Genomic DNA, 12,713 nt, shown 5'->3' with positions numbered 1-12,713 from the left:
TGCAAGCCCCCTTGTGGAGAATTTAAGACACTCCCGGGCCGGTTTACTTAATCCTTTCGCTATTGAATGGCGAGAATGGAGATACCGACGGGGGTTTGCTATACTGCTTCCCGATCGGGTTGATAAACGAAGGACCAAGGAGGCCCTCCAGTTGAGTTTCCAGTTATCGAGAGGCATGACCAGCCTTGTACTCCTCGGTGCCATGTCAGGCGTGGCAACGATTTCCACGCTCTATATGGTCGCCCAGTCGAGACAGGCGGAAGCCCAGACCCCTGCGCCAGTGACGCTTGCGACCCCGCTGGCTACAACGGTTCTAAGTGCAGAAGAGTTCACAGATATGATTCCGGACCAGCGCCGGGACGCCACACTGAAGCCACGTGAGACGCTCATCGAACTCGTGCGCGACCTTGGCGCCCAGCCATCTGACGCCGCACGTTCGCTGCAGGCGCTCTATGATGCCGAGCTGGTCGACCCGCGCCGTGTTCAGGCCGGGCTTGAGGTCAAGGCGCATTTCCGCGGCGAAGGTGAGAATGCCCAGCTCACCGCCCTGTCGCTGTCGAATGAAGTGGGCAAGCAGATCCTGTCGCGGCGCACCGCCGATGGCGGTTTCACGCCGCTGGTGCTGCAGGCGCAGACAAGGCCGGTCGAGAAGCGGATCACCGCAACGATCGACACCAGCATCTATGAGGCGGCCCTCGCCAAGGGCGCGCATGACCAGCAGGTCGTCGATTTCGCCAGCATCTTTGCCTACGACCTCGATTTCCAGCGTGACATCCATCCCGGCGATGAGTTCGAGATGGTCTATGAGGAAATGGTCGATGAGCGTGGCAACCGCGTGCGCACGGGCGATGTGCTCTACGCCGCCATTAACGGCAAGGCGCTCGACAAGGCCTATTACCGCTTCACACCGAGTGATGAGGATGTGCACGATTATTATGACCGCAATGGTGAGGCAGCGACGAAATTCCTGATGAAGACGCCAATCAACGGCGCCCGTCTGTCCTCGAATTTCGGTTATCGCCGCCACCCGATTTCCGGCTACAACAAGCTGCACAAGGGTACCGACTTTGCCGCCCGGTCCGGTACGCCGGTCTATGCGGCCGGCCATGGCACGATCGAGCGTTCCAGCCGCTATGGCGGCTATGGCAACTATGTCCGGATCCAGCACAAGAATGGTTATGAGACCGCCTATGCGCATCTGCTGCGCTTCGGTCCGGGTATCCGGTCCGGCAAGCGCGTGCGCCAGGGCGATATCATCGGTTATGTCGGCTCCACCGGCGCCTCGACCGGGCCGCACCTGCATTATGAAGTGCTGATCAATGGCAAGCAGGTGAACGCGATGACGCTGAAGCTGCCGACCGGCCGCAAGCTTGCCGAGACGCCGGACATCATGGCCGCCTTTGATGAGCGCCGCGCCGAGATCGATGCGATGCGCGGTGCCGGGCAGATGCTGGCCTCCGGCGATGTGCCGGAGCGTGGCGAAGGCCTGATTGATGTCGATGGCACGCCGCCGGCGCCCTGATCGCAACGGGTCATGACAGAAACGAAAAAGCCCCGGCCATGTGGCCGGGGCTTTTCAGTGTTAGCCGTTAAGGGCTTGTTCCTTTAGCGGGCAGCCAGCTGCAGGCGCTCCGACACCGTGTCGGTGTAGTAGCTGGAGGCTGCATACTGCTCGGCAAGGTTGGAGTGTCCGATCTGGTCGACAGCCTGAACCATAAGGTCCTGAGCGCAGACTTCATCGACAACCAGGCCAACCGTGACCAGCGACACCTTGCGGCAGGCTTTCTCGGCCTGCTTTTCGAGGTCGGTCAGTACCTGGGCGGCACCGGCCTCGCTCTCGAGCAGGGTCTGGTCGAAAGTGAATTCAGCACTCACCTGGGTGTAGTCCTGGTCGGCATGAGCAACGCCGCCGAAAAGCGACAGTGCGAAGAGAATGGAGGAAACGCGAATTTTCATTATGATGCCCTCTTGTGTTTGAGCATGCGGGTCATTGCCCGCCCCTGACGCCCCACTTTTCGCGGGTGCACAATAACATTTCGCACTCGCAGCATACTTTTGAAGGGCATAATTCCGCAGCGCACCTATGCAATTGAGCATATCGAGAAAAGTTCAGTGGCTGCAATGCCTTGGCGGGATGAAATATTTTGTGACAAGCGGAGGCGCGACTGCGCGCGGTCTCTGGCGCGGCTTGGCCTGCAATGATGCCGCTGTACAATTTTTCCACTCTGCATAGAGTTGGGGAAGTTGAGGAGGGATTTTCCATGGTGTCTATGAGGGTGGCGGCGCTTTGCGCGGCTCTGCTGGTTACGGGTCATCATGCTGTTGCAGAGACTGCAGACCTGTACGGACGAGCCGATGGCCTGGCTAAGCCGAGCCTGTCGCCATCCGGCGATCGCGTGGCGGTTGAATGTGCCCCCAAAGGCGCGCCATCGGTCTGTATCTTCGACATCGCCACAGGCGGCGAGAGCATTTTCATCCCGCTTGGCGGCGAGTATCGTCTGCAGGACGTTTACTGGCCGAATGAAGATTATGTCCTGATCAACGTTTCCGAGTTTGAGTCCCTGCAGACTGTGAACGGGCAGAAGGAGTATGAATCCCAGCGTGTGATCTCATACGACCTTGAGCGCCGAAGCGGGGCGATCCTCATGCGGCGGGGTGGTAACCTGCTCAATACGCAGAACGTGATCTCCGTCCTGCCGGATGATGGAAAGCATGTTGTTATCGAGGCTCTAGAGGACAGCCCCGGAAGCAATGGATGGACGCTCGCAACGCACAAGGTCAATCTGAAATCGGGGAAGTCGCGAACACAGAAGGTGTTCGGCCCGTCGACGGTCAATGCCTGGTACGATCTCGACGGCAAGCTGGTGGCGGACCTGGTCGCTCGGTTTCCTTCCGACACGCTGGAGCTGCGCCATGATGGGAAGACGCTCCTCGAATACAGCTCCAAAGGCGTGCAGGATTTCTACATTTACGGCCTGGATCAGGCCAGGCAAAAGCTGGTCGTCTTCCGCGATATCGGAGAGCAGGACGGGCTTTACTATCTCTCGCTTGATGATGGCACGATGGAGCCGATCATGCTTGGCGGTTTTGATGTCGGGCGCGCCAGTGCCATTCGCGACACTTACACCAACAGTGTTGTCGGCTTTCGCTATTTCGACGGCTTCAGCCGCCAGCTCTTCATCGATGAAACCCTTGGGACCGCTCACGCCCAGCTGAGCGATGCGCTGGCCGGCAAGCGCGTGAACCTGCTGTCCTGGAATGCAGACAAGAGCAAGATTGCCATTTCGGCAGAAACGCCCGGCCGCCCGGCGGATTTCTATGTGCTCGACCGAAATAGTGGCCAGCTCGGCGCGCTCGGCAGTCTGGCCTCGCACCTGGCAAGTGTGCCGACCGGCAACGTCTCGGCGCATACCTATACGGCCAGCGACGGTCTGGAGATGGAAGCGATTGTGACCTTGCCTCCGGGCAAGACGATGGCTGACGGGCCTTTTCCGACGATTGTCATGCCGCATGGCGGACCGGAGTCGCGCGACGGGCTTGGCTATGACTGGTGGACGCAGGCCTATGCCGCTGAGGGCTATATGGTGCTGCAACCCAACTTCCGTGGCTCGTCCGGTTATGGGCAGGCCTTCCGCAATGCCGGTTTCGGAGAGTTCGGCGGAAGGATGATCGGGGATATCGCTGATGCTGGCGCATGGGCGATCGGCGAAGGGCTGGTCGCCGAGAACGTCTACTGTGCGGTTGGGGCAAGCTATGGCGGATATGCCGCCCTCATGATGGGGCTCGACCATGGCGAGCAGACGCGGTGCATTGTTTCCGTCAATGGCGTCACAGAGCCGTTCGCCCTGCTCGGCCGCTATAATTCGGGGGCGGAAGCAGAGGATTACTGGGAGCGGTATCTCGGCGCCGACCGCTATTCTGACGAGGGCGTGCGCAACCGTATCGCGCCGCGGGCCCGGGCCTCGGAGTTTTCTCAGCCGCTGATGCTGCTCTATGGCCAGGAAGATCTGGTCGTGCCGTCTGATCAGACGCTGAGTCTCGCCAGTCTGATGAATGGCCGGCCCGGCTTTCGCCTGGTCAGCCTTGGCAGGGAAGACCATGACCTGCGTACATCGCAGGTGCGCAATACCGTTCTTGCCGAGACACTTGCCTTCCTGAAAGAAAACCACCCGGCGCACGCGGCGCCGGGTGGCTGACAGGATCAGTTCAGGGCGGCAGCGCCCTTGGCGAAGTCATTCGGGACGCCGTTGATCGACAGGCTGCCGCCTTCGACATCGACCGTCACCGTGCTGTTATCGGCAACCTTGCCTTCCAGCACGAGGCGGGCCAGCGGGTCCTGAAGCTCCTTCTGGATCACCCGCTTGAGCGGGCGGGCACCATAGACCGGGTCGTAGCCGCGATCGGCCAGCCATGTGCGGGCCTCCTCCGACAGCTCCACCTTGATCTTGCGATCGGCGAGCAGCGTCGACAGGCGCTCCATCTGGATATCGACGACATGGTCGATCTCGGCACGGCCGAGCCGCTTGAAGAAGACGATCTCATCGATCCGGTTGATGAACTCAGGCCGGAAATGCGCGCGCACGGCCGTCATCACGGTCTCACGCTGGGCGTCGCTGATCTCGCCGGCATCGCCGCTGGCAAGCGCATCGGCGCCGAGGTTGGACGTCATGATGATGATCGTATTGCGGAAGTCGACCGTGCGGCCATGGCCATCGGTGAGGCGGCCATCATCGAGGACCTGCAGCAGCGTGTTGAAAAGGTCCGGATGGGCCTTCTCCACCTCGTCGAACAGGATCACCTGATAGGGCCGCCGGCGGACGGCTTCGGTCAGCACACCGCCTTCCTCATAGCCGACATAGCCCGGAGGTGCACCGATCAGACGGGCGACCGAATGCTTCTCCTGGAACTCCGACATGTCGAGCCTGAGCACGGCACTGTCATCGTCGAACATGAATTCGGCGAGCGCCTTGGTGAGCTCGGTCTTGCCGACGCCGGTCGGGCCGATGAACAGGAAGGAGCCGACCGGGCGATGCGGGTCCTGAAGACCGGCACGGGCCCGGCGAACGGCATTGGATACCGCTTCGAGCGCTTCTTCCTGTCCGACAACGCGGGCGCGCAACGCCTCTTCCATGCGGAGCAGCTTGTCGCGTTCGCCTTCCATCATCTTGTCGACCGGAATGCCGGTCCACTTGGAGACCACAGAGGCAACATGCTCCGGGCGCACGACCTCTGACACGAGGCCTTCCTGGCCCTCGCCACTATCGGTCTCGGATTTCTCAACCGCGGCGATACGTTCCTCAAGTTGCGGAATGACGGCGTATTTCAGCTCTGACGCGCGTGACAGGTCGCCGCGCCGCTGGGCTTCGGCCATCTCGGCATGGGCACGGTCCAGCTCTTCCTTGGCGGAGGCTGCGCCTTTCAGCTTGTCTTTCTCGGCCGCCCATGCGGTGCTCAGCTCATCGGACTGGGTCTGCAGATCCGCGATCTGGCCCTCAATGCCTTCGAGACGGTCCTTCGAGGCCTGGTCTTTCTCTTTCTTGAGCGCTTCCGCCTCGATCTTCAGCTGCATCAGCCGCCGGTCGATCTCATCGAGGGCTTCCGGTTTGGAATCAACCTGCATCCGGAGACGGGATGCAGCTTCGTCCATAAGGTCGATCGCCTTGTCCGGCAGGAAGCGGTCTGTGATGTAGCGGTTGGACAGGGTCGCGGCCGAGACGATCGCTGCGTCCGAAACCCGCACGCCATGGTGGGCTTCATAACGGCCCTTCAGGCCGCGAAGGATGGAGATCGTGTCCTGAACCGTCGGCTCATCGACATAGACGGCCATGAAGCGCCGCGCGAGGGCTGCATCGCCTTCGACATATTTGCGGTACTCATCCAGCGTCGTGGCGCCGACACAGTGAAGTTCACCCCGCGCAAGCGCCGGTTTCAGCAAGTTGGACGCGTCCATGGCGCCATCGGACTTGCCGGCACCGACAAGCGTGTGCATCTCGTCGATGAAGAGAATGACGCCGCCTTCGGCCTGTTCGATTTCCTTGATAACGGCCTTGAGGCGCTCCTCGAACTCGCCACGGAATTTCGCGCCGGCAATCAGCGCACCCATGTCGAGGGCAAGCAGGCGCTTGTCTTTCAGGCTTTCCGGCACGTCCTCATTGATGATGCGCAGGGCAAGACCCTCCGCAATGGCCGTCTTGCCGACGCCCGGCTCACCGATCAGCACAGGATTGTTCTTCGAGCGCCGCGACAGGACCTGCACGGTCCGGCGGATTTCCTCGTCACGTCCAATAACCGGATCCAGCTTGCCCGCCCGGGCATCGGCGGTGAGGTCGCGGGTATATTTCTTGAGCGCTTCATAGCCCTCTTCGGCATTCTCGGTATCGGCGGTCCGGCCCTGGCGCAGCTGGGAGACCGCGCCTTCGAGACTGTCTGCGGTTACGCCACCAGCCTTCAGCGCGTCAGCAGCCTTGGAGCCGGTGAGGCCGGCCAGCGCGACGAGGATACGTTCCACTGTAATGAAGCTGTCGCCGGCCTGTTTGGCGCCGGTTTCTGCATCGGCAAAGAGCTTGGCCGTTTTCTGGTCGAGGCGAAGGCCTGAATCGCCACCGGAAACCTGCGGCTGGGCGCGAAGGGCTTCATCCATCTTCTGTTGTACCAGTTCCGGCTGGCCACCGGCAGCGCGGATCAGATTCGCGGCCAGGCGGTCGCGATCCTCAAGCAGGGCTTTCAGGATGTGTTCGGGCAGGAAAATCTGGTGACCTGCGGCCAGGGCCGCCGTCTGTGCCGACTGGAGCACGCTGCGTGCACGCTCGGTATAATTGTCGAAATTCATTTATGATCCCCTTTCAAAGGCAGATTGCATCGTCATGTCCGGCCCGGCCGTGCATGAGGGCACCGAACGGGCATAAGACTGCCCGTCCCGCTTAGCGGCAACCGGCATTGAAAGGGATATGGGAATATACATACCGACCCGCAAGGGCGGCTCGCGGGTCTGGATATGATTTCTGGACGGCACCCGTTTTGCCCGGCCTAGCGGATCGGGATCAGGCCTGTTTCCTCGGGGTCGCCGACCATGGTGACAAGCGCCTTGCGGAGTTTTCCAAGCGCCTGGTGTTCGATCTGGCGCACGCGCTCCTTGGAGATGCCGAGCCTTTGTCCCAGCACCTCGAGCGTGACCGTATCGTCGGTCAGGCGGCGCTCGCGGATGATCAGATTTTCACGGTCGTTCAGTGTCTTCAGGGCTTCTGCAATCCACTGCCGGCGGCGCTCTCCGTCGCGGCTTTCCATCACATTGTCTTCTGTGATGGCATTCTCGTCCTCAAGCAGGTCCATCCACTGGGCCTCGCTATCGGTATTGAGCGGTGCGTTGAGGGACCGGTCCGAGCCTGACAGGCGCGAGGCCATGGCTTCAACGTCGCGCTGGCGCACGCCGAGATGGGTGGCGATCCATTCGGTATTCTCGCGCGTCATCACGCCGTCGCCCGTATCGTCGATTTTCGCGCGCAGGCGCTTGAGATTGAAGAAGAGCGACTTCTGTGCCGCTGTCGTGCCGGTACGAACGATCGACCAGTTGCGCAGCACGAAATCCTGAATGGAAGAGCGGATCCACCACGACGCGTAGGTCGAGAAGCGCACTTCCCGGTCCGGGTCGAAGCGGGCGGCCGCCTGCATCAGGCCGACATTGCCTTCCTGGACGAGGTCCGACAGGGGCAGGCCGTAATGACGGAATTTCGAGGCCATGGAGATGACGAGCCGCATATAGGCGCTGGTCAGCTCGTGAAGCGCCTCTTCATCCTGTTCGTCGCGCCATCGCGTGGCGAGCGCCATCTCATGCTCCTGGCTGAGCATGGGTTTTTTCATGGCGGTCCTGACGAAGTGCCGATCAGCGGTTCCGGATGTCATGGACGTGGCCATATTTCTCTCCCTGCCAGTGAAGCGTTCTGCCTTGATGCCCTCATTACGGGGGTCAAAGCGCGCCGGATCACCTGCCGGGTAAAGAATCTTTGAAAGTCGCCCTCAGCGGGTGCCGCGCAAAGAAAAAGCCCTGCCGATGGGGCAGGGCTCTCTTTCATTTTCCGGTTAAGTCCGGAAAGGAAACCTAGGCGGCCTTTTTCTTGGCAAGCGACTTTGCAAGCCGCTCCATGGCCGTCTCGTGGTCGGTGTTCTCGACAGCGGCGAGTTCACGGGCCATGCGGTCGAGCGCGCTCTCATAGAGTTGGCGCTCGGAGTAGGATTGTTCCGGCTGGTCTTCGCCGCGGTGCAGGTCGCGAACGACTTCCGCAATCGAGATCAGGTCGCCGGAGTTGATCTTTGCTTCGTATTCCTGGGCGCGGCGCGACCACATGGTGCGCTTGATCCGGGCCTTGCCGCCGAGCGTCTTCAGCGCATCGTCGACAAGCTTGGAGCCGGCCAGGGCACGCATGCCAGAGGCTTCGGCACGGTTGGTGGGAACCCGCAGGATCATCTTGTCCTGATCGAAGGAGACGACGTACACTTCAAGTGACATACCCGCGACGGTCTGCTTCTCGATGGCCGTGATCTTTCCGACGCCATGCGCCGGATAGACTACTGATTGGCCGATCTCGAAGACAAGTTCCTGGATATCACCCTGTGCTTGTTTTGCCATGGAATCGTGAGCCTTTCTACGCAACAAGAGCCCGCACCCTCCGGTGACATCTAAAGTCGATCCGGAGATGTGTTCGGGCTCCCTCAAACGGTTTGACCGTTAATATATATCAGAAAAACGACTATTTCACAACTGCCATGTAACGGCAGGTCTTCTCTAGTCGCCAGAACCGGGGTTGGAACTGAAGTATTTCTCGAGTTTTCCGGTCTCCTGCGCGAACTCTTCGCGGTCGGCAGGAGGCTCTTTCATCCGGGTGATGTTCGGCCAGACCTTGGCATAGTCGGTGTTCAACTTGAGCCACTTGGAATCCGGATCGTCTTCGGTATCCGGCTTGATGGCTTCGACCGGGCATTCCGGTTCGCAGACACCGCAGTCGATGCATTCATCCGGGTGAATGACGAGCATATTCTCGCCTTCATAGAAGCAGTCGACTGGGCAGACTTCGACGCAATCCATGTATTTGCAGCGGATGCAGGCGTCGACAACAATATATGTCATGGGCGTTTCTGGGCTTTGCTCTTAGTGTTTTGCGCGCAGCATGTGGCGGCTCGGACGGCCTGTGTCAATCACTGCGGGTGGCGCGATTCAGCGCGCCTGCGGGCCTGGGCCCGGCGGATGTCATCGACATGCAGCAGGCTGGCGACATGCCGGATGAAGGCTTCCTCGAACTTGCAGGCTGCGCCATCAGCGAACGAGACAAGATACAGGCCTTCTATCACGCGCACGCGCTCCAGTATGGGGAGTTTCTTCACATGCTGGGTAAATTCATGGGCGCCGGTCGCGTCTTCGGCCAGTTCTTCGCCCTGGGCGAGCACGTCATCGACACGGTCGGCATCGAGGCCGAGGCTGTCGAGCAGGATCTCGGCGATCTGGTCGCTTTCGAGATTGGCATAGACGCCATCCACAAGCGCCGCCTCGACGAGCAGGGCGGCTGCGGCAACCTGCGGATCAAGGCCGCGATTGACCGGCTCGGACCGCCGGGAAAAGAAGCGCTTCAGTGAGTCCAGCATCACCTGTCTCCTGTCTCATCGGCATCGAGCCGCTCATAAAGGGCCTGCGCTTCGCTTGCCGGACCACGCCGGGTCCCGAAAGCGAGGATGCGCACAACTACTATTTGCGACCCCAGCGGCAAACTTACAACATCTGCGAGTGAAAGCCTGCTCGCAGGTTTGTTGAGTTTTCGTGTTGTCCCCTCACGCGTGACGCGCACGCCGCGGCGTGAGACGAAGCTTGAGGCCAGTGAGCGCGTCTTGAAAAAGCGCGCACGCCACAGCCACACATCAAGGCGAACGTCGTCGCTTATGCCTGCGACTCCGGGGTATCGGAGGGGCCGGGAGACGCAGGCGGTTCGGCTTTTTTCGTGTCTTCGGATTGGTTCGCCTCGGCCTCGGGAGCCGGGGTTTCAGGCTTGGCTGCCGCTTGTGCGTCAGACTCGGCAGGCTTGGCGGCCGGTTTTTTCTTTTTCTTCTTTTTCGGCTTCGGCGGGGGAGGCGGCGGCGGAAGCAGGCTCGCCAGAGCCGCGAACGGGCTGTCCGGATCCGGCTGGCGCGGGGCAGGGCGGGCCCCTTTCGGGCGCCCCTTGTGAGACTTGTTGCCTCCCTGGCCCTTCGGAGGCCTGCCGCCAGCAGCCGGTTTCTTGCCGCGCGGCGGGCCTTCAGTGCGATGGCGCGAGAGATAGCGCCACTTGGTAACGGTGCCGGTCTCCGGGTCCTTCTCCGCAGGGGCCAGGCCGAAGCCCTTCACGATTGCGGGAAACTCGTCGCCCGGGCATGAGACGACCGAGGCGAGTTCGGCCGGCAGTTCGAAAGCGGGCGTGCCGGCTTCGCGGCGGCGCTTGGAAATCTCCCAGCCAAGCCGTTCGGCGAGATCGGCGCGCACAGCCCGCCGGCCGAAGCGGAGATAGCCCTGGCTGTGCAGTTCGCTTTCGGCCCATTCGCCATCGAGCGGGAAAGAGCCAGCGCCTTCCGGCGCGACCCGGCGGGTTTCGCCCGTCTGGCTTGCCTGCAGGACAGCGATCATCCGCTGGGCGGCAGGCTTCTGGGCTTCCGGAATATGCGCGGCGACCCGTCCTGCACGCAGGCCGGCGGCCTTCATCGCTTCGCGCTGTTCCTTGGTAATATTCGGTGGCGGGCTTTCCTCGCGCAGGTCGATGGCCGCACCGCTTTCCAGCAGGCGGAAGGCGAGGCCGCGCGCCATGCCTTCAAGTTCCTTGCCGGTCTCGCCGGTCTTGAGTTTCGCGTGCGTTGGCAGGACGCGGAGCATTTCCGCGCCGAGCCATTCTTCCAGCCGCTTGAGCGTTGCGTCCTTGCGATGAGCTTCCGCATCTTCGGCGCCGATCAGTTCGAGGCGCGGGGCCAGCCAGTCTGGACCGGGCAGGAGGCGGGCAATCTCGGCGTCTTTCCAGTTGATGGTGCCGGCATCGGCCAGCGCGAAGGCGTCTGCGGGCGCACCGGCAATTTCGCCAAGGCGTTCGGCCATGATCGGCCCAAGCGCCGAGACGGCGGCCGAGCGGACGGCCTTGCCTTCAAGCGTCCTGGCCGTGGAGGCCGGCTCAAAATGCAAGCCGACGAGTTTGCCGACGACGTGGCCTTCGACAGTCACTTCGCCATTCTCTGAAAGTTCGGTCACAAGCAGGTCTTCCCTTTTGAGGCCGGCGAGCAGGGCCGTGGTCCTTCGGTCAACAAAGCGCAATGTGAGCGCGCCGTGAAGAGCATCCGATAATCTGTCTTCGATTTCACGCGTCTTCTCGCGCCAGTAGCCCGGATTCTCGAGCCAGTCGTCGCGGTGGGCCGCATACGTCCATGTGCGGATCATGGCAAGCCTGTGCTGAAGGCTGGCAATGTCCGGAACGCTGGCTTCGAGGTTTTCGAGCCGCATCGCCATGGCCGTGTCGCCCAGTCTCGCATCCGGGTCGGCAAGCGTCTCGGCGAGGCCGAGGACGAGACGCCCATGGCCCTCATGGCCGGCTTTCCGGAAGTCCGGCAGGCGGGCAAGATCCCATAGTCGGCGGACCAGCCGTTCGCCACGCACTTCGGGGCCGATGCCTTCATCTTCTGCCATGCGGCGCAACACCCATTCGTCAAGCGCATGCGGGTTCTGGCGCAGGGCCGGATGACCTGACGGGCGCGCAAGGCTCGCGATCAGCGTCTTGATCGAGCGGTAGTCGAGATCGGAATTGCGCCACTGCAGGTCGTCCACCGGATCGAAGCGGTGTTCCTCAATGGCGTGGACAATATCTTCCTCGAAAGGCGGGCAGTCGCCGGTTTCGCCGAATTCGCCGTCGGTGCGGAAGCGCCCGGCGCGCCCTGCGATCTGGCCGGCCTCGGCGGCGGAGAGCCAGCGATGGCGGCGCCCGTCGAATTTCGACCGCGCCGCAAAGGCGATCCGGTCGACATCGAGGTTGAGCCCCATGCCGATGGCGTCCGTGGCGACGAGGTAGTCGACTTCGCCGGACTGGTAGAGTTCGACCTGGGCATTGCGGGTGCGCGGGCTGAGCGCGCCCATGACGATCGCCGCGCCGCCCTTCTGGCGCTTCAGCAACTCACCAATGGCGTAAACCTGCTCGGTCGAGAAGGCGACGACGGCGGAGCGTTTCGGCAGCTTCGTGACCTTGGCCGGGCCGGCATAGTGCAGCTCGGAAAAGCGCTCTCGCGTGGTCGCATCGACATCCAGGTCAAGATCGCGCAGCACGCCGCGCATCGTCTCGGCGCCCAGAAGCAGCGTTTCGGAGGTGCCACGGGCCTTTAGGATCCGGTCGGTGAAGACGTGGCCGCGGTCTTCATCCTCGGCCAGTTGGATTTCATCGACGGCGAGGAATTCGACGCGCTTCTGCACCGGCATCGCCTCGACCGTGCAGATCCAGTAGCGCGCATTCGGTGGCTCGATCCGCTCTTCGCCGGTAATCAGCGCGACCGCCTTCTCGCCCTTCGCTTTCACGACCCGGTCGTACACTTCGCGCGCAAGCAGGCGCAGCGGCAGGCCGATCATGCCGGTGCTGTGGCCCATCATCCGCTCGATGGCGTAATGCGTCTTGCCTGTATTCGTCGGCCCGAGAACGGCCTTCAGGGATGCCATTGCGTCTGGAGTGTCC

The 12,713-nt window shown here is 61.8% G+C and carries 9 protein-coding genes; 2 read left to right on the top strand and 7 right to left on the bottom strand.

The features are described from left to right. Positions 1-175 precede the first annotated feature (175 nt). Positions 176-1,522 carry a M23 family metallopeptidase gene (locus tag Q1K29_RS03025; protein WP_300391444.1) on the top strand — a complete coding sequence of 449 codons (1,347 nt, stop codon included), beginning with the start codon at positions 176-178 and terminating at the stop codon, positions 1,520-1,522. 83 nt (positions 1,523-1,605) lie between these two features. On the opposite strand, the gene Q1K29_RS03020 is transcribed toward Q1K29_RS03025, so the two are convergent. Beyond that, positions 1,606-1,956: a UrcA family protein gene (locus Q1K29_RS03020; RefSeq protein ID WP_300391442.1), complete on the bottom strand. Its 351-nt coding sequence runs from the start codon at positions 1,954-1,956 to the stop codon at positions 1,606-1,608. A 305-nt stretch (positions 1,957-2,261) separates the two neighbouring features. Between Q1K29_RS03020 and Q1K29_RS03015 the strand changes: the two genes are divergently transcribed. After that, positions 2,262-4,196 (top strand): alpha/beta fold hydrolase, encoded by a 1,935-nt coding sequence (locus Q1K29_RS03015; protein WP_300391440.1) that lies wholly within the window; start codon positions 2,262-2,264, stop codon positions 4,194-4,196. 5 nt (positions 4,197-4,201) lie between these two features. On the opposite strand, the gene clpB is transcribed toward Q1K29_RS03015, so the two are convergent. From clpB to Q1K29_RS02980, 6 genes are all read right to left on the bottom strand, one after another. Then, positions 4,202-6,829, bottom strand: coding sequence for an ATP-dependent chaperone ClpB (gene clpB / locus Q1K29_RS03010; protein ID WP_300391438.1), 2,628 nt, complete (start codon positions 6,827-6,829; stop codon positions 4,202-4,204). A gap of 197 nt (positions 6,830-7,026) precedes the next feature. Beyond that, positions 7,027-7,911, bottom strand: a complete 885-nt coding sequence (locus Q1K29_RS03005) for an RNA polymerase factor sigma-32 (protein ID WP_300391436.1) — start codon at positions 7,909-7,911, stop codon at positions 7,027-7,029. Positions 7,912-8,095: 184 nt separating this feature from the next. Then, on the bottom strand, positions 8,096-8,623 hold the full coding sequence (locus Q1K29_RS03000; protein ID WP_300391434.1) for a CarD family transcriptional regulator: 528 nt from the start codon (positions 8,621-8,623) through the stop codon (positions 8,096-8,098). Between the two features lie 156 nt (positions 8,624-8,779). Continuing rightward, positions 8,780-9,121, bottom strand: a complete 342-nt coding sequence (fdxA, locus tag Q1K29_RS02995; protein ID WP_300391432.1) for a ferredoxin FdxA — start codon at positions 9,119-9,121, stop codon at positions 8,780-8,782. A gap of 68 nt (positions 9,122-9,189) precedes the next feature. Next, positions 9,190-9,633, bottom strand: coding sequence for a TerB family tellurite resistance protein (locus tag Q1K29_RS02990; protein ID WP_300391430.1), 444 nt, complete (start codon positions 9,631-9,633; stop codon positions 9,190-9,192). A gap of 289 nt (positions 9,634-9,922) precedes the next feature. Further along, positions 9,923-12,697 carry a helicase-related protein gene (locus Q1K29_RS02980; RefSeq protein WP_300391426.1) on the bottom strand — a complete coding sequence of 925 codons (2,775 nt, stop codon included), beginning with the start codon at positions 12,695-12,697 and terminating at the stop codon, positions 9,923-9,925. Positions 12,698-12,713 lie beyond the last annotated feature (16 nt).

It is taken from the genome of Henriciella sp., from assembly GCF_029937755.1.
Classification (GTDB): Bacteria; Pseudomonadota; Alphaproteobacteria; order Caulobacterales; family Hyphomonadaceae; genus Henriciella.
Note: the sequence above shows the minus strand (reverse complement) of the source record. Positions and strands in the feature narration are given on the sequence as shown.